The organism is Catenovulum sediminis, assembly GCF_007289895.1.
Classification (GTDB): domain Bacteria; phylum Pseudomonadota; class Gammaproteobacteria; order Enterobacterales; family Alteromonadaceae; genus Catenovulum; species Catenovulum sediminis.
This window is the reverse complement of record NZ_CP041660.1, coordinates 2,983,326-3,001,960: the sequence shown is the minus strand read 5'-3', so window position 1 is coordinate 3,001,960 and position 18,635 is coordinate 2,983,326. Positions and strand designations below refer to the sequence as shown.

Annotated in this window: 18 protein-coding genes; 3 read left to right on the top strand and 15 right to left on the bottom strand. The window is 40.8% G+C overall.

Annotated features, from left to right (window positions below; all coding sequences use genetic code 11):
• Positions 1-132: 132 nt before the first annotated feature.
• The 13 genes from flgL to FNT16_RS12620 form a co-directional block, all read right to left on the bottom strand.
• The gene (gene flgL / locus FNT16_RS12680) at positions 133-1,353 is read right to left on the bottom strand and encodes a flagellar hook-associated protein FlgL (RefSeq protein WP_143871929.1); all 1,221 of its coding nucleotides are present in this window, start codon (positions 1,351-1,353) and stop codon (positions 133-135) included.
• A 4-nt stretch (positions 1,354-1,357) separates the two neighbouring features.
• A complete protein-coding gene (gene flgK / locus FNT16_RS12675) occupies positions 1,358-3,406 on the bottom strand; it encodes a flagellar hook-associated protein FlgK (protein WP_143871928.1) in 2,049 nt (682 codons plus the stop codon).
• A gap of 71 nt (positions 3,407-3,477) precedes the next feature.
• Complete coding sequence (gene flgJ / locus FNT16_RS12670) at positions 3,478-4,473, bottom strand: flagellar assembly peptidoglycan hydrolase FlgJ (RefSeq protein WP_143871927.1); 996 nt, start codon at positions 4,471-4,473, stop codon at positions 3,478-3,480.
• 12 nt (positions 4,474-4,485) lie between these two features.
• Positions 4,486-5,604 carry a flagellar basal body P-ring protein FlgI gene (locus FNT16_RS12665; RefSeq protein WP_143871926.1) on the bottom strand — a complete coding sequence of 373 codons (1,119 nt, stop codon included), beginning with the start codon at positions 5,602-5,604 and terminating at the stop codon, positions 4,486-4,488.
• A gap of 11 nt (positions 5,605-5,615) precedes the next feature.
• Positions 5,616-6,308 (bottom strand): flagellar basal body L-ring protein FlgH, encoded by a 693-nt coding sequence (flgH, locus tag FNT16_RS12660; protein ID WP_143871925.1) that lies wholly within the window; start codon positions 6,306-6,308, stop codon positions 5,616-5,618.
• A gap of 34 nt (positions 6,309-6,342) precedes the next feature.
• On the bottom strand, positions 6,343-7,131 hold the full coding sequence (flgG, locus tag FNT16_RS12655; protein WP_143871924.1) for a flagellar basal-body rod protein FlgG: 789 nt from the start codon (positions 7,129-7,131) through the stop codon (positions 6,343-6,345).
• Positions 7,132-7,179: 48 nt separating this feature from the next.
• The gene (flgF, locus tag FNT16_RS12650; protein ID WP_143871923.1) at positions 7,180-7,944 is read right to left on the bottom strand and encodes a flagellar basal-body rod protein FlgF; all 765 of its coding nucleotides are present in this window, start codon (positions 7,942-7,944) and stop codon (positions 7,180-7,182) included.
• A 234-nt stretch (positions 7,945-8,178) separates the two neighbouring features.
• Complete coding sequence (flgE, locus tag FNT16_RS12645) at positions 8,179-9,636, bottom strand: flagellar hook protein FlgE (RefSeq protein WP_143871922.1); 1,458 nt, start codon at positions 9,634-9,636, stop codon at positions 8,179-8,181.
• Between the two features lie 36 nt (positions 9,637-9,672).
• Positions 9,673-10,401: a flagellar hook assembly protein FlgD gene (locus tag FNT16_RS12640; RefSeq protein ID WP_143871921.1), complete on the bottom strand. Its 729-nt coding sequence runs from the start codon at positions 10,399-10,401 to the stop codon at positions 9,673-9,675.
• 11 nt (positions 10,402-10,412) lie between these two features.
• Positions 10,413-10,841, bottom strand: a complete 429-nt coding sequence (flgC, locus tag FNT16_RS12635) for a flagellar basal body rod protein FlgC (RefSeq protein WP_143871920.1) — start codon at positions 10,839-10,841, stop codon at positions 10,413-10,415.
• Complete coding sequence (gene flgB / locus FNT16_RS12630) at positions 10,841-11,242, bottom strand: flagellar basal body rod protein FlgB (protein ID WP_143871919.1); 402 nt, start codon at positions 11,240-11,242, stop codon at positions 10,841-10,843. Before flgB ends, flgC begins: the two co-directional genes overlap by 1 nt.
• 210 nt (positions 11,243-11,452) lie before the next feature.
• Positions 11,453-12,283 carry a CheR family methyltransferase gene (locus FNT16_RS12625; protein ID WP_143871918.1) on the bottom strand — a complete coding sequence of 277 codons (831 nt, stop codon included), beginning with the start codon at positions 12,281-12,283 and terminating at the stop codon, positions 11,453-11,455.
• 9 nt (positions 12,284-12,292) lie between these two features.
• Entirely contained in the window at positions 12,293-13,219 is a 927-nt protein-coding gene (locus FNT16_RS12620; RefSeq protein WP_143871917.1) for a chemotaxis protein CheV, read from the bottom strand.
• Between the two features lie 164 nt (positions 13,220-13,383).
• Here FNT16_RS12620 and flgA point away from each other — a divergent pair, with 164 nt between their 5' ends.
• From flgA to flgN, 3 genes are all read left to right on the top strand, one after another.
• Positions 13,384-14,073, top strand: a complete 690-nt coding sequence (gene flgA / locus FNT16_RS12615; protein WP_143871916.1) for a flagellar basal body P-ring formation chaperone FlgA — start codon at positions 13,384-13,386, stop codon at positions 14,071-14,073.
• Between the two features lie 75 nt (positions 14,074-14,148).
• Complete coding sequence (gene flgM / locus FNT16_RS12610; RefSeq protein WP_143871915.1) at positions 14,149-14,478, top strand: flagellar biosynthesis anti-sigma factor FlgM; 330 nt, start codon at positions 14,149-14,151, stop codon at positions 14,476-14,478.
• Between the two features lie 3 nt (positions 14,479-14,481).
• Positions 14,482-14,904 carry a flagellar export chaperone FlgN gene (gene flgN, locus FNT16_RS12605; RefSeq protein WP_143871914.1) on the top strand — a complete coding sequence of 141 codons (423 nt, stop codon included), beginning with the start codon at positions 14,482-14,484 and terminating at the stop codon, positions 14,902-14,904.
• 479 nt (positions 14,905-15,383) lie between these two features.
• On the opposite strand, the gene FNT16_RS12600 is transcribed toward flgN, so the two are convergent.
• Together FNT16_RS12600 and FNT16_RS12595 are read right to left on the bottom strand one after the other, a co-directional pair.
• Entirely contained in the window at positions 15,384-17,963 is a 2,580-nt protein-coding gene (locus tag FNT16_RS12600; protein WP_143871913.1) for a glycoside hydrolase 5 family protein, read from the bottom strand.
• 195 nt (positions 17,964-18,158) lie between these two features.
• A complete protein-coding gene (locus FNT16_RS12595; protein ID WP_185976757.1) occupies positions 18,159-18,632 on the bottom strand; it encodes an NYN domain-containing protein in 474 nt (157 codons plus the stop codon).
• Between the last annotated feature and the right edge of the window lie 3 nt (positions 18,633-18,635).

The window sequence follows — 18,635 nt, the reverse complement described above, 5'->3', positions numbered from 1 at the left end:
TTTATCGGATTGTCGAGTCGCGCTATATAGAATAGGCTTTAGTTGGATTTGATATGCTTTTTTAGAGCTTAATACGAAAAAAAGCAGCTTAAGCTGCTTTTATTCAAACTTACAACGCGGGAAAAAAGCCATCTAGATGAAATTAAACAGCGATAAACCGGTTATGCGACCAAATGTTGTATTGGCTACCTGGTACGCTGTTTCCTGCTTTTGTAGTTCGGTCACCGCTTCTGCAAAATCAACTTCAGATACTTTTGCTTTGGCTTCTTTAATGTTAATTTCTAAATCTTTGTTAGACATATCAACACTGTCTATTACATTCATGCGGCCACCGATTTCTGAGCGCGCAAAGCCAATATTTTCCTGAGCTTGCTGGATAGAATAAAGTGTATTCTGAATTACATCATTTAAATTATCACCACCTGACTCATCCGTTTGCATCAGCGATATCATAGAATCCATTGCATTTAAAATATTCGATTTTGCCGGCGGGTTTAGGGTGAAATCAAGCTGATCGCCAGCATTACCGCTAATAGAGAACTCTAGTCCTTTGAAGTTAACAGGCTCACCATTTGTGAAATTGCCAGAATCAAGCACGTTCCCGGCGTTATCTTGCACTTGATAAGTCCCAGTCCCTAAAACAATACTATAATCATTTGAACCGGCGGGATTAGGTGGCACTCTGACATAGTTTTGACTGTGGAAAGCATCAAAACTATCTCCGTTTTGCAACCTGTAGGTGCCGGAAGCGGTTGATGTCGCCGCAATCGATAAGTTGTTGCGGGCGTCGGTATCTTCAAAAATTGAAAATCCAGATCCGGGAATGCCGGCTTCAACTTTCAGTGTTTCAGAAATTTGAATACGTTTAACATTTTCATCACCTTGATAGACATACTCGCCCGCGGAGTTTTCTACGAACGGCGGCTGGTCTGATCGAGCGCCAGCGAATAAATATTCACCTTGCGAATTTTTAGAGTTCATTAAATCCGCAATCTCTTCTTTTATCAAATTAAGTTCAGTGGCCACTGCACGTCTATCTGTAAAACTTAATGCGCCATTACCTGCTTGAATAGATAAAGAATAAGCTCGGGTTAACGCATCGTTAATACCTGTTAAAGCCGTTTCTTGAGTGCTTAGTTGATTTTTAAGATTAATCGTATTTTTACCAAACTGTTCGATGCGGGATAAATCTTCATCAAAGCGAACAACCTTAGTCGCACCTGTCGGATCATCGGAAGGTTTAAGGATATTGGTTTGTTTAACCAGAGTATCATTTGCCCGCACCAAGCGCTTTTGTGATTCCAAAATGCCTTCTAAGCTACGATTATAAATTAAGTTTGTGGTTAAACGCATGATATTACCTCACCGCCTGTAATAAGGAATCAAACAAGGTTTGCGAAACTGAAATGATGCGCGCAGAGGCATTGTAAGCCTGTTCGTAACGCACTAAATCGGCGGCTTCTTCATCCAGATTAACACCAGACATGTCGGCAACTCGTGTCTCAGACTGCTCAAGCATTGTCGTATTGGCCGCTAAATCTATTTGCGCACGGTTCGCTGTATCACCAATATAGCCAACCAAATTAGAATAGGCTTCGGTAAAAGTTAAGGTATTATTCCCGACCCCAGAAACATTGCGACGCATGGTATCGGCTGACTGTAAATCCGTCATTTTTAAACCGTTAAAGTTATCATCCAATGCATCAGAATTAAATGAAATATCAAATTCATCACCCGGCTCTGGATTGCCAGAAATGGTAACTTCATAACCTGGATAATCACTGCCATGTGTTGTAGATGGCCACGCACCACCGGCTTGTAACTGAGCCATAATTTCTCGTCCGCTGGTTGCGGTACCCAGCACGTTACCTGCGGCATCCTGTACTTCATACTCGCCGGCTAGTGTGTAAACTACTTTAGTTGGCGCGTCTGCATCTAATGCACCACTGGCATCAAAAGCAGAATTATTTAAGGTCGAGTTGTCGCTATCCGTTGAACTAATGTCGACTAATTTAATTTCACCATCGCCGATGTTTTCAATCGGGTTAGCGACTTTTATCGGTGCGGCTAAAGCAAGTTGTTCAGGACGGTTTAAATTGGTTTCTATTTGCACACCGGCCAAACGGGTTGGCCTGACTAAAAACGTATCGCCTGCGACAAATGCACTATCAGGTTCAAAGCGCATTTCAATACCATCTGGCAATCCATCAGTGGACCCTTGAAAGTCTGTCGTGTTACCCGGTATGGTGAAAGGTCCTGAGGCGCTACCAACTGTATCGCCGCCTTGATAGGCCTGCACAGTGTATTCTGTCGCACTGGTAAATGAGACCTGGTAATCAAAGTTGGTAACCTGATCACCAAGACCTTCTTCAACACGCACTTCTATTAAATGGTTTGCGCTGCTATTGTCTTGAAATCCTAAAGCTTGAATGCTGGGAATATTAAAAACATCGCCACCGAGCTGACCATCTAATGTCACACCTTTTTTATTTTGTTCATTCATGGCATCGGCAAATGCGATAGCTAATTGACCTAGCGAGTTAATAGACTGATCTAATACTTCTTCTCGGTATTTGATTAAACCACCTAATTGCCCCCCCAACCCATTGGTATTAAAATCTTTGGCCGCCAGTGAATTGTTATTAATAACCAGTTGAATATCGGTTCGTCTTGGGTCTGGATCGCCGGTCACTGATTTAAACTGATAATAATTGCCATTGGTGACGAGCGTTTGCCCACCCTGTGTATTGATATGAATACCGCCAGCATCATCTTCCATTGTCTTTATATTGACTTTTTCCGCTAGCTGACGAATGAGTTCATTACGTTCATCTAATAATTCGGGTGCAGCTTGCCCGCTAATTTCCGCTTTTTTCGACGTAATAACCTGTTGGTTGAGCTGGTATACACCTTGTATCAGTGAATTAGTTTCGCTGAGTTGCAATTTAATTTCATCGTTGACAATTTCTTCTTGCTCTAAAACCCGATCTGACAAACTCTGCATTCTGCTAACCAAGGCTTGAGAATCCGAAATAACAAGCTGTCTTGGGGTTAAGGCTGTCGGCTCATCATTGGCTTCGTTTAGACGTTGAAATACCCCGTCCAACCCTTTAGAAATACTGACAGAATCATCTGAGAACAAAGTATCTAAAATACTTGTATTATCTGAATATGATTCTTGTTTGGCTTTTTCTGATGTGTCGCGTCTAAACTGGTCGAGCGCAAAACGATCAAATAAACGAGTCACTTGAGGGCGACCCACGCCCCACTCAACATAACTGGTGTATTCTGTTCTCTGTCGGGTATAACCCGGGGTATTTATATTGGCAATATTATTACTGGTTGTTGCCAGCTGATTCTGGTTGCCCAGCAGAGCAGAACTACCAATTTTCAACAAGTCAGTCATTTGAATACACCAAGGTTACGAGCAAAGGCTACAAAAATTAGATTTAGATATCGTTTTATCGGCCACTATGATTAAAACTTTAGCACATTGTCAAATGATTCGAACACTGAATCTTTTAAAACGGACATTATTTTATCCGCATAGTTAGGATCGGTCGCATATCCAGCTTTTTGCAAGGCGTTGAAATATTTTTCTGGCTCTTGTGCTGAGTTTACGGCTTCTTCATAGCGAGGGCTGGATTGAATGAAACTGACATAATCTTCTAGCGAATCTTTAATCTGTGAATACGCTCTAAATTGGGCTTTTTCCATTTGTGCAATTCCATTGCGATATTCCAAAGTATTGACAGCCGTTTTGTCACCATCCCAGCGGCCATCGGCTTTGATACCAAAAAAATTTAACGCGTTTTGACCGTCAAACTTTTTCATCATTTTTTGCCCCCACCCTGTTTCAAGCGCGGCCTGCGCTATCATAGCCAGGGGTGGCAAACCCATTTTTTCGGCGGCATTTTTAGCAAATGGTAATAACTTTTCAACAAAATCTTGTTTTGAGGTAAATTCGACGGGTTGGCTTATATCGCTTTCAGCCTTGGCTGCGCTGGATAATTGAGTTATATCAGCTGTCTGCGGTTTGACCTCTGCTGCGGATAACTGTGCGTCATAAATGCGGCGATTAACAGCGGCAACTTGCGGGTTTTCGATTGCTTTGTGTAAACTTGCATCACCGCGCAATGCTTGTGCCGGCATAAATTGCCCTTTTACTGGGCTCAACTGTTCAACAATCAAATCGGCTAAGCCTAAAGCACCAGAGGACGACAAATCGACCGCCATTTGGTCATCGTGCATATCCCGGTAAAACTTTGTTTCCTGACTGTTAAAAGGGCTATCTTTATCGGCTAACACCTCTTCGGCCTGACGCATACTTTTGAGCATCATTTTCATAAATATAGATTCAAAATGTTCAGCAGCTTTACGCAGCGCTTTTTCATCATTTTGCTGCGCAGCCTCGCGAAGCCCGTTAAGCCCCGAGAAATCAGTGTACATTTGCGCTTGATCTAATTTATCCATGTTGATACCTAACTAAATGACTACGAGTTCACCATGTAAAGAACCTGATTCTTTTAGTGCTTCCAAAATTGCCATCAAATCCCCCGGCGCTGCACCTATTTCATTTAATGCTCTCACCAATTCATCTAGAGTTGTCCCGGTATCTAAAACAAACATGCGTGTATCGTCTTGCGATACATCAATCAATGTTTGTTTGGTGACAACCGTTTCACCATCAGCAAAAGCATTCGGTTGACTGACCTGCTGATTAGCAGCGATAGTGACTGTCAGTCCGCCATGCGTCACAGCGGTAGGTGATAAACGAACATTTTTACCGATAACAATCGTACCCGTGCGTGAGTTTACAATCACTTTGGCGGGTGCATCTGCCGGTTTAAACTCTAAATTTTCTAAGGTAGAAATATATGAAACACGCTGACCTATATCTCTGGGTGCTATCACTTCAACTGAGGTTGCGTCTACAGCGGTCGCTGAATTAGGCCCAACCAGTTGATTAATCACATCAGCCATTCTTTTTGCCGTGGTAAAATCAGGTCGGTGCAAATTAAAAGTTAAATAATCGCCATGCGAAAGCGAAGTCTCAACTTCTCTTTCTATTAAAGCACCATTAGGAATACGACCCACAGTGGGTGTATTAACCAATACTTGAGAACCATCCTGCCCCTGTATACCAAAACCACCAACAATCAAGCTACCTTGCGCTATCGCATACACTTTGCCATCAGCACCTTTTAAAAAGGTTTGCAGTAAGGTACCACCATTTAAACTTCCAGCACTACCAATTGAGGAAACCGTCACATCGATAGTTTGACCAGGTTTTAAAAACGGCGGTAAGGTTGCACTAACAGCAACAGCCGCGACATTTTTAATTTTCGGTTTGACACTAGAAGGTATCGTAATGCCAAAATTATTCAGCATGGTACGGAAACTTTGTTCGGTAAACGGGCTTTGTTCACCGGTTCCCGGTAAACCGACGACCAAGCCATAACCAACCAATTGGTTATCCCGAATGCCTTGTATACTGGCTAAATCTTTAATGCGCTGTGCTTGACTATACTGACTAAACAATAGGCCAGCGAACAGACTTAAAATGAGCAGTGGTTTTAAGGATATTTTTATTAAATTATACATCTGAGCGCTCCTTAAAACGGCCACCAGGTAGAATAGAAAAATCGCGACAACCAGCCTTGTTTATTCGACTCGGCAAATGATCCTGTGCCTGAGTATTGAATTCGAGCATTTGCAACGCGGTTACTGGCGACCGTATTATCACTACTAATATCTTCCGGTCGAACGGTACCCGTAACACGGATATATTCATCACCGGTATTTAACGTCAACCATTTTTCACCACGCACCTCTAAATTTCCATTGGGCAATATGCGGATAACATGAACCGATATTTGCCCGCTCAAACTGTTGCTTTGGCCCGCTTTTGAATCACCTTTGAACTCGGTTTCAGAGCTCAAACCAACATCAAGTTGGTTACCACCAATTGTGACATTTCGTCCAAAAGCAGCAAATGGCTGCATTGCAATATCATTTTCTTTGCCATATTCAGCTTTAGCTTGTTTCGATGCCGAAGTGTTCTCGCGCAGAACAACAGTAATAATATCGCCTATTCGTCTCGCTTTACTGTCTGAATAAATATTATTATGCGAAATATCATTAAACAAAGAGCCGTTTGGCACCACAGCAACCGGTTCTGGCATCGGCTCTATCGGCGCAAACTGTGGATCATCCGGGGTTGCTGAGGTTTCAGATGTTGACGCACAAGCAACCAGTTGCAACATGCCCAATATCAACAAAAGCCTACTACAAAAAAAACGATTCATCGGCAACCTCCGAATAAATATAAAAACTAAAGGATTAAAGCTGTTGCACAGCTTGACCTAACATTTGGTCAACTGAGGAAATCACTTTTGAATTCATTTCAAAAGCGCGCTGACTTTCAATTAAGTTAACCAGTTCTTCAGTCACATTGACATTAGATGTCTCCAATGCCCCCTGTACCATAGTTCCTAAACCATCAACCCCAGGGTTACCTTGCACCGGTGCACCGCTTACCGCTGTTTCGGTATACAAATTCTGACCAATAGGCTGTAAACCTGATGGGTTGATAAAATCAGAAATGGTAACTTGACCAATCACTGCATTATCCGCTTGTCCGGGTAAGGTGACCGACACTTCACCATCTTGTGAAATTGTGATGGATTGGGCATCCGGTGGAACCGTTATATTAGGTTGCAACAAAAAACCAGCGCCGGATGTCACCATTTGCCCATCTTCATCCAAGGTAAACTGGCCATTTCGTGTATAGGCAATTGTTCCGTCTGGCTGCAATACTTCGAAAAAGCCTTTGCCCTGAATCATCACATCTAGCGAGTTTTCCGTAGTTAACATATTGCCCTGAGAAAAGTTTTTTTGCGTTGCCACCACTTTTGCACCCGCGCCTAACATCAAACCATTTGGCAACTCAGTATCTTGTGATGAACGCCCCCCGGGTTGATTAATGTTTTGGTACAATAAATCTTCAAATATCGCTCGACTCTTTTTAAACCCTATCGTGCTTGCGTTGGCTAGGTTATTCGATATGACTGAAATATCAGTCTGTTGCGCATCAAGACCTGTTTTACTAATCCACAGTGCTGAGTGCATACATCACCTCCAGAGTTATAAAACTCATATAAATAGCTAATTCGTTTATTAAAAAACCCGCATCAACATATCGGACTGCTGATCGATAGTTTCTGCTTTTTTCATCATCTTGGTTTGCATTTCAAATTGTCGTTGCAAAGAAACCATCTCAACCATAGAACTGATTGAATTAACGTTACTGGTTTCAAGCGCGCCTTTTACAATACGAACATCTGGTGATGCTTCACAAAACCCACACTGGCCAAACTCATTTAATTCTTTAGGCCTGAACAAACCATCGTTGCCTTTATCCAATTCAAAGTCATCGTCTGGTTTAATTAATTTAATTCGATCAACTTCTTCTAAAAAGTTTGCAGGGGCTCCTTGTGGACGCACAACAATTGCACCATCCAAACCGATTTCAATTTTATCTACCGGTACGGGTAAGACTATCGGTCCACCTTCACCGATAACCGGATTACCACTGGCGGTGGTCAACAACCCTTCAGGTGTCAATTGTAAATTTCCGGCCCGTGTATAGGCTTCATTTCCTTGTTTGTCTTCAACTGCCATCCACCCGTCGCCTTGGATGGCAATGTCCAAATCGCGCCCGGTAGTCACTAAAGTGCCACCTGACATATTTTGTGCAGGGCGCTCTGCCATTGCAAAAACGCGTGAGGGCAACCCTTCACCAAAAGCCTGCATGCTTCTGGCCTGCACTAAATCGGCTTTGAAGCCGGCTGTTTTAACATTGGCCAAGTTGTTAGCATGCATTGCAACACTATTGAGATTTTGTTTTGCACCGCTCATTGCGATATAAAGCATCTTATCCATAACAACCACCGTTAATAAATTGACTCTATAGATATGTAGCAATCTAAATGCCAACTATCAAAAATCACCTGACAAAAAAAGAAGATGCGTAAAATAGAAATAAATTTGTTTTATATCAATTCGTTAATAACAGTATCAATTAGGCATTTGCTGTTTATTTATGCGCAAAGATAAACAAAAAAAAGCAGCCAAAAAATTGACTGCTTAATTTGAAGAGGCTTAAGGTATTTATAATTATCGAATCTGTAAGATATTTTGTTGTAACTGTGAATTAACATCTAATGCACGAGAATTCGCCTGAAACGATTTCTGTGAAGTTATTAGATCAACTAACTCTTGCGTAATATCTACATTTGATTGTTCTAATGCAGACGATACGATTGTCCCAAAAGTACCCGTGTTGGCTTCACCAGCCAGTGGTTGACCTGAGTTGATTGTTTCTTTCCAGCTTACATTACCAACTTGCTGCAAACCTTGATCGTTTGAAAAACGAACCAAAGCAACTCGACCTAAAAAGTCGACCGTACCGTTTGAATAATTGGCCGAAACCAAACCATCATCGGCAATCGTCACCCCGGTTAATCGCCCGACTGTTGCACCATTTTGCTCAAGTGATGTCACTTCAAAATCAGAAGCAAATTGCGTTGGCTCAGTAAAATCCAGAATGATTTGCTGCGTTGAATCGGCACCATTTGTTAAAACTCCAGCTTCTGGTTGCGCAGCTGTAATGGTTGGCCCTAAACGCTGACTTTGAATAAATGGCTCTGCATCTATCCCCGGTAAGTAACCGTTGATAGACTGAATTGAACCTTGGTTATCAAACACCATTGGTACGCCGACAAAGTCGCCATCCCCTGCTGGATAGCCGGTTGGCGAAGCGGTAATATGACCACCCGTATTACTTGCAGCGTCTGGATCAGAGCCACCTAATGCAGTTGTGCCATTACCGGTCCCCCCTAAATCAACAGGGATCGGGTTGCCATTAGCATCGTTATCAATAGAAGAAAATACATACCAGCGGTTAATTGGCGGGGTTGCGTTGGCCGCATTAACATCTTTTACGTAATAAGTGGTTTGAATGTGGCTTTCACCCAATGAGTCAAAAACAGTCACAGATGAAGATGCGTGATAGGTCGTATTATCATTTGGGTTAAAAAGCGCAGGATCTAATGGTGTTGAAGTTGAATCAACATTCATCGTCATTTCAACAGATGAAGTTGCCACAGGTACACCTGCCGAATCCGGAATACGTAAAGCTTCGGTGGTAGAGAGTGAAACCCCCTGAGATGTACCATCAGAGTTCACCGGATAAACTTGTAGAAAGTTACCTTTATTGGTGACCACGAAATTATCATCATTTAGTTTAAAGTTACCCGCTCGGGTAAATGTCATATCACGAGATGATAATTCAGGCGTGGTTGCAAAAAAACCATTGCCTGTAACAGCCAAGTCTAAAGAATTGGTTGTAAATTTTAAGCTACCCTGGCTAAATTGCTGAGCAACAACAGAGGTTAAACCACCATCACCCACTTTTGTTTTACCGCCACCAAATACAGAGCTTGCAAATACATCGGCAAATTCCGCTCGACTTTCTTTAAAGCCGGTTGTATTGGCGTTTGCAATGTTATTGGCGGTGGTATTTAAGTCTTTCTGTGAAACAGAAATACCGCTTAAAGCTATATTAAAAGACATAGTTAATTACCTCTTCGTTTGCCTTATTCATTCGAATTAGGGCGCGACTTCAATAATGTCGTCCATTGAAAAACTGCCTAACCCAGCTAAATTCATATCTAATGCGTTGCCGGCGCCAAAGCGCACACTACTAACAGTTGAATATGCACCATTTGAAATTTCAGTGCGCTGTCCGGATTCAGGATCAATACCAGTTGCTTGAACCTGATACAGGCCTGGGGGCATCTGATTACCATCTGCGTCAAGCCCATCCCATTGGTAGGAAACAGGCCCGTCTGTAACGGCACCTAAATCCAAAGTTTCCAATACTTTTCCAGCACTATCGGTAATATTCACTTTGATATCATTCATACCGCCGCTAAACAATAATTGCCCAGCCATACCATATGCTCCTTCGCCGTATTGAAAGAGCGCTGATTCATTCGACTCTACCAGTACATTACGCCCAACCATAGATGAAGCTTGTAACGCTTTATTGGATGTCTGATTGACCGAGTTATTGTCTAAAAATTGACTGAATTGACTGGTAAAGGTATCAAATTTAGTACCCAAATCACTAATTCCTTCAGCCATTGTAAAACTGGTCATCTGCGAGATCATTTCTTCATTGCTGGCAGGATTCGTCGGATCTTGAGCGGCTAACTGAGTCGTTAACAAGGAGAAGAAATCTTCTTGTTTCATTGTATTGCGTTCAGTTTCCGTTTCATTGTTCGACTGCTGTGTATTCCAGCGCAATGAATCCAGATTATTATTAATGGAATCCATAGTGCGTTACCTTATCGACCTTGACCAATTTGCAATGTTCGCGACAACATTTTTTTGGCATTGTCCGCAATTTGAATATTGGTTTGATAGGCACGTGATGCAGAAATCATGTTCGCCATTTCTTCCATTACATTGACATTCGGTTTATAGATGTACCCATTTTTATCTGCCATCGGATGATTTGGGTTATATTCAATTTGCAGCGGTTTATCACTTTCTACGATACCTTTTACGTTAACCCCAACACTCGATGCATTATCCATATTAGAAGCAGCACGTGTCATTTCAGCCGCAAATACCGGATGGCGCGCTCTGTATGTCTGATCAATGGATGAACTGACACTGTCAGCGTTGGATAAATTACTGGCAGTCGTATTTAAACGTACAGATTGTGCACGCATCGCCGAGCCAGAAACATCAAATACATTAAATAAACTCATTAGCCCTGCCCTCCGTTAATGGCCTTTTTCAGGCCGGTAATTTTGTCAGTAGTAAACTGTACGCTTGCATTAAACCTAAGTTGATTTTGCAAAAATTCGTTTCGTTCTGCTTGCAACTCTACTGTATTACCATCCCCCGTATCAGGCTGGGTTGGGATACGATATTGCAAACCATCGTTTATAGTAGAACTGGCATTCAGATGTTTTGCATCGGTTTGTTCGAGCGAAGTCGTATATTGTTTACGCGCGCCAGATAATGCCGCATGGAAATCAAAATCTTTAGCTTTATAACCTGGGGTGTCAGCATTTGCTATATTACTGGCAAGCACTTCAGAACGTTCTATACGCAATTTGATTGCGTTAGTTTGCATCCCCAAATAATTATCTAATGAAATCGCCATTTTTTTGTCTCCTAAGAACTCTTAAGTAATAAAGCAACAAAAATGCCAAAATCACACAAAACGAGAATCATTTTATAAAGATTAATAAAATCAATCAGTTAAATGAATTTTAAGATGGGAAAGTGTGAGCAAGATTGAGAAAGGAATTAGATTCCACAATAAAAAAGCGGCAAATAATGCCGCTTTAATCTTTATGTTTAACGTTAAAACCTAACTTTTAAGTCTATAGACAATGCCGGGGTTGCAACGCTGCATGACAAAATCATCACTTAAACCTGAGATCGATTCTGATGCACCTAAAAACAAATAACCATTTGGATTTAATGCATTGGCAAACTGCTTTAAAATTTTACTTTTGTTTTCTGCTGAGAAATAAATCAACACGTTACGACAAAAAATAATGTCAAATTTACCCAATAAACTATAGCTGTCTAATAAGTTCATCTGCCGAAAATTAACCAAATTACGTACATTATCACGTAATTTCATAACGCCTGCTTCCGCACAAGGTTCAAAGAATTGACGTTTGCGCTCTGGACTTAAGCCTCGCGCTAAAGCTAACGAGTCATAGATACCACTTTTGCATATGTCCAGCATACTTGGCGAGATATCAGTTCCCAAAATCTGTACACGTGAGCTCATGCGTTTTTTTTGCTGATGCTCCAGTGATGTCATCGCAATTGAATAAGGTTCTTGACCCGACGAAGAAGCTGCAGACCAAATTTTTATCAGTTGCGCTTTTTTATCATATTCTGGAAAGATATCCCGAGTTAACACTTCAAATGGGTAACTGTCACGAAACCACAAAGTTTCATTTGTGGTCATCGCATCAACAACTGCGGCACGCAGTTGCCGCTCTGTTACGCTCATCGCTCGGTTAACAATTTCACCTAAACTTTTGGCATTAAAGCGTGACAATAAAGGCGATAGTCTACTTTTAACCAAATACTGTTTATTTGTACCAAGTACTATGCCACATTGATGTTCAAGAAATGTGCAAAACTTGTTGTAATCTTCTACACCAATATTTTTATCCAGCACACAGCTTCCCTAATCTACGTTTAACCATTTTTGAACCGCTCCCGCCAACTCATCCGGATTAAATTTTGCAATAAAATCATCTGCTCCCACTTTGTCTACCATCGCATGATTAAAAACACCGCTCAATGACGTATGTAAAATAACATGGAGGTTTTTCAGTGCAGGATTATTCTTGATTTCAGCCGTTAATGTATAACCATCCATCTCAGGCATTTCAATATCAGATATTAGCAAAGCAACTTTATCGGTCACATCACCGGTTTCTTTAGCCAGTTCTTTTAACTTTACCAATGCATCTTTACCATTGATTGCTAAACGCATTTCAATGCCGAACCCTTCAAGCGCCCTTTTAACTTGATTCCTCGCAACCGAAGAGTCATCGGCGATAAATATCACTTTTTCAGTATAATCTTTGGTGACTGGATTAGATTCCATCACGCCTTCACTAACAACTGCATCTATTGGTGTTATCTCATGTAAGATTTTTTCAACATCCAATATTTCAACCAGCTCTTTATCCACTTCAGTCACTGCAGTTAAATAACTGTAACGACCAGCCCCTTTAGGTGGCGGCATAATAGATTCCCAGTTGATATTGATAATCCGCTCGACTGAAGAAACTAAAAAGCCCTGTACGGAACGATTATATTCTGCAATGACAATAAAACAGCTAGAAGTATCTTGAATCGGTTTGCCGCCAGTTGCCATACTTAAATCAATAACCGAAATAGTCTGGCCCCGAATATGAGCAACGCCACGAATATATGGGTTGCGTTTTGGCAACGAGGTCAATTTTGGACACTGCAATACTTCGCGTACTTTAAATACATTAATGCCAAATCTTTGTCGGCCCTGTAATCTAAATAGAAGCAATTCAAGCCTATTCTGCCCAACAAGCTGCGTTCGCTGGTTAACGGAATCAAGTACTCCGGCCATTATATTCTCCAAGGGTTAATTTTCGGCACGCTATTTGCGACAACCAAATATCAGTTTTAAACCAACAATTATTTGACGGTTATTAGATTCATTTATAACGCTTTTTTTTAAATAATCATAGTCGATTATAAAAAAAGTGGAACTTAATTACTAAGGTTAGCAGAATGAAAAATTTCTACAGGTATTTATCGCTATTTTTAACTCTGACGAGTTTTCAGCTCGAAGCAAATCAGTATACGCGTCAACAAATTGAAACACTTGCAGAGGAACATGCGCTTTCAGTATACCCTGCACAAGCAGATGATAAATTAACCGCAACTGCATCCCCAATTGACAGTCGACTTGATATTAAACCATGCGAACGTGAAATTACAGCCCATATTCCTAATCTAAACCCCTATTCAAAAAACATGACAGTCAGGGTACGCTGTGAAGGCGAAGACGGTTGGGCCATGTATGTTCCAGTACAGGTCAAAATAATGACGCCCGTTGTTGTCGCGCACAGCTACATAGAATCAGGCCAAACCATTACACAAAATGATGTGCAAATAGCTATGATTGAAAAAAATCGTGCACGAAATGGGTTTATGGCCGATATAAAAACCATAGTCGGCAGCAAAGCAAAGCGGCAAATTCGTTCAGGAGAAGCTATACTGAATAAAAATATATGCTTTGTTTGTCAGGGCGAACTGGTTACAATAGAGGCAGTGGCATCGGGTTTATCTGTCAAGGCGGTCGGAATTGCTTTGTCAGATGGCAGTTATGGTGAAACCGTAAGTGTCAGAAACAAGAGCTCTAACCGTGTTATCCAAGGTCGCGTCAGCTCAGTATCGGAAGTTCAGATTTTTTTATAAAAAGCTAAATTAAAGCTAAAGAAATTTGATATTCCGCCGATAAACTAGATGTAAAGAATTTATTAGGTGTAAATCATGGCTATCAATGTTAACAATCTGAATAATCAGGTTGGTAAAGCTGCATCTGAAGCGCAACAAAAAGCTCAGCAAAATCAGCAAACAGCCAACCAAGGACCGCAAGCAGCGCAAAATCAAGCGGCTGCTCCGCGACAAGACTCTGTATCGCTTACCCAAACGGCACAGAATTTAAATAACTTGAATAAAAAGGCACAAAACTCCAGTGGTTTTGATCAAGAAAAAGTGGAAAAATTAAAAAAAGCAATTGAGTCTGGCGAATATAAAGTGAACGCTGACAAGCTAGCTGCTAATATTATCGCCAGTGAAGGTAAATTATTCGGGCTATAATATATGCATAAATCTTCTGCTCTGCTCAGCCAACAAAAAGACAACTTAAATAAGTTGATGGCATTGTTAAATGCAGAGCTTGATGCGTTTAAACAGCGTAAAGCAGATGAAGTGTATGAAATTGCCAAAGAGAAAAATGCGCTTTTAAATCATATCCAAAATTGCGATCAAGAAATTGCAGCGCTGGAGGATCTTTCAGAAGTCAAAAAACAAGCTTCCTTTCAACAAGCGGTTGAAGAAGTAGAAACCTTGCTTGCCAAGGTAAAAGCGCAAAACTCTATCAATGAGCGTGTTATCCGTACCAGCCTAAGTAATATTCAACGTTTAAAACAGTCTATATTGGCAATGCAAAACTCTGATGCGATGACGTATGACAACAAAGGTCAAGCTCAAACTCAAACTTTAGGTAAAGGTATAAAAGCCTAATCAGCCGAGTAGCCAATACCCGCTTGCCTTATTCTTGTTTTATCCCTCATTATATACTCGCTTAGATATACACATCGAGATGCTATCTAGAGATACTATCTAGAGATACTATGTAGACATACTATACAGCGCTTATATCTAAGCGCGAGGTTTAAGGCGTACTAAGCTTTGTTTTCTGTGCAATGCTCAACACGCCTTAGGGCGTGTTTATCTTTGTATTATTTTTGAGCAATAGGCTATTTTAATCATTAACAAAGCAGAATGAGTGGGGTTTAGTCATTCTAAATAAACGAATTCTAATGCCGTTAAGGGTTAAAATAGCCATTGCCCTTCGGGCTGAGGCCAAAATGGTCTTATGCAGCGTTAGAAATAACTTATTTAGATGACTAAACTTCATTATTTCTGCCTTGCCTAAGACCATTTTTTCTCTCAGCTCAAATTATAAACAAAGATAAACACGCCCTAGCTTATCTATAAATTTACCGCTGAATCAATTCGATTGATTCAATGTCAATGGCATGCCATTTATCTAAAGCTGAAGGTTTGTATAAACCATCCACTAACCTAAACTGAAACCCTTGGTAATTATTCAAGTTTTGCATATCTATGATTTCCGCCATTTTAACCTCACTGGTCGATAGACTCACAGGCATAAATACAGGATAGGCTTGCGTTAGTAATGTTTGAGTCGGTTTCAACTTGCTCAGTGGTATTAACAGATATTGCCACTGAGGAGATACTTTAACCCTAGTGCCATATGCTAAGCTATTTGCATCTAACATAGATATTTCAATATATTCTGTCTGAGTAACGGCTCTGGCTTTTATCGCCAACGTATTGTATCCCGCTAGATTACGCCTTTTTACCGGGTTTTCACTTGATGGGGTAAGCCGAACCAACCAATTTTCATCTCCCTCTACCACATTATCCATGGTTAACCTTAATGCCAAGCCTTTATCGTTTTGCGCAGATACATACTGCCAGCCTGAGTGACCATCTTTTGGATAAACTTTACTATTCACGTCTAAAGCTGCGTTAAAAAGTTCTACAGGTGCTTTTTCAGCTCTAAGCTCAGTGTACCAATATCCTTTGTCAACAAAATCCCATTCATTTGGTTGTCCTGCTGCACCGCCCGGAAAGGTTGTCGTTTGTCCATTTATGTTAACGCTAATTGCATACTCAAGCATGCCACTGAGCTCCCACTCTTCTGACTTGGCTAATTTGGCGCGATAAAGTCCAGCATGTATGTGTTCCATTTTGACTGTCGTGAATTTACGATAATCAAGGTAGCGAATATTTAAACTAACATCTTGCGGCACTTGAGCCGCACCAATATTTGCTTCAAAAACCAGCTCATCGGCTAAACTTAGCTGTCTTGCAGCTTGATGTGAGACTGTTAACTCTGCGTCTTTGATCGCCGGTAAATAATAATCTTTATCCACTGCCTTCATATCTGCTTGACTAACTGGCTTGTTTGCCAACAGGTAAACCCCAGGCTCAATTACAATAGCGCCTTGCTCAGCGCGTCCACTTAAATGATTATCCAGATTAATGCCATTAAAATAAAATTGCTTGTTAAGATTTGGAATATTTATTTTTATTTGCCGCTTTGCAAAGTACAGCCGACCGACTTCACGTTTGAGGCTTGAATTTTTGTACGGATCATCTAAACGAATCACATCAGGAAAAACTTCTAGCCGCCACATTCCGTCTTTTATTTTATCCAGAAAATAAGCGCCCGAGCCTTGATAATTAACCAACTTAGATTGACCAACACCAGCCACTTGAACCAGTTTGCCTGCTGACTTAGCTTCAATCTCATTTGTGTTTGTGTAAATAAACTTTTCTGCTGAATTAAACAGACTGAGCGCACGACTGTAATCAATCGTAAACAAATCAAATTGATTGCTTTCTGGATATTGAGCGACATTTACATGACGTGGTAAATTTTTAAATACTTCTCCTGCTATCATCAAGCTGATTGCCTTAGCAGGTGTGTATAATAAATTAAAATAGTGAGTGTTATATTCTGCATTACTGTCTGATAATGCAGCAGTATCGTAGGCGAATTGGGTTGCCCATTGAAAACCTTCGGCGCGAAAGCTTCTTGCCATCGCTGGATACATCACAGGCACGTCGATATCAGCAGCGTCAAATTCATAAATCATTTTTGCTTTATCAGCACAGGCTTCGATATGTTTAAAAGGATTGTGGTATTTCGCAACATTTGGCAATACATTCGTTTGTAATTCACTATATTTTAAAAGACCGGTTGGATACCATTGGTATGCGATACCATCGATGGATGACTGGCATAATGCTTGCGCAAAAGCCTGATCATTGCCCTGTTCACTGATATTGTAAAACAAAGGTTTTGTAACACCCGCCGCACGCATTGTGGCAATCAAGCTTTCAACATAAGCGGCACTGCTTTGCGCATCCGCTTTGTGTTTGGGTTCATTAAATAATTCAAAAGCGAGTATGTTTGGATCGGTACCGTAGACTTGCCCAGTGTAGCGGTTTTTGTAATTCATCAGCTGAGTTAAATAACGTTTTTGTGCTTGAATTGCATCAGGATTCTGATTCATCTCATGTTTTTCAAAACGCGTCGAAAAACCGGGTTCTCTGGGATCTTTCTCTGGATATCCACTCCCCCACCAAGCTAATGGGGTAATGATACTTGTAATATTTTCTTCTGACAGGCGCATCATCAAATAATCAAAAAGAGCCAAATGTTCGTTATCTAACAGGTTCCCTTGTTGATCAGAAAGTAATCTATCCCACAAATGAATTCGGTAAGCGGATAAACCCAGTCTAGCGATATGATCAACATCCATATCTATAACTTTTTTATGGTCTAACCCAAGCTTCTTAACAGATCGATAACCATAGGCAAAGGGTAGGTTGTAGTTAGCGCCAAAAAGAGAGACTTCTTTCCCAGCCGCGTTATATAAAACACCTTTTGAAACATATGCTTCTTCGGCTAACGCCGAATGGGTTGAAAATGTAACCGTTAGAGCAAAACAAAAAACGAGTTTTTTGCATAAATTTTTATTCATATAAAATTCCACGAGTTATTTACACTGTAGAAATTCTAGAACATAAGGCAAACGTTTACCACAAAACCAAGTCAAATATAGCGCACACTTCCAAAAAAACACAAGAAAACTTAATTAGACACTCAAAAACAACCCGAAAAACAAATAAAAGAAAGGTAATCGATTACCCCCTTTTATAACCAAAAACTTTGGACGCTAAAGTAAAAAGTTAGAATTTATCTCAATAAATTGATTTGCCGTCTGCTTTATAGCGTCAGCAGTAAGTTGTGGTACACCCATCACGATGGTTTCACATTTATATTTGTCCATAACCTTTTCTAATAACAGACTAAAGTCCCCATCGCCGGATAACAATACAATGGTATCGACCTGAGGTGCCCCTTCCAATACATCGATTGTTATACCAACATCCCAGTCACCTTTGGCTGTACCATCACTACGTTGAATAAAGGGTTTTAAACAAACCTCAAAGCCGATATGGCGCAGGGCACTCTGAAATTTTTGCTGTTGACTGTCCCCCTTATCAATTGCATATGCCTTAGCAATGCTGATACCTCCCATTTCGCTTAAATAACGCCAAAAAAAACGATAATTAAACTGCTTATTATAGGCTTGCTTGCAGGTGTAATAGATGTTTTGCACATCAACAAAAACAGCTATTCTTCGCACATT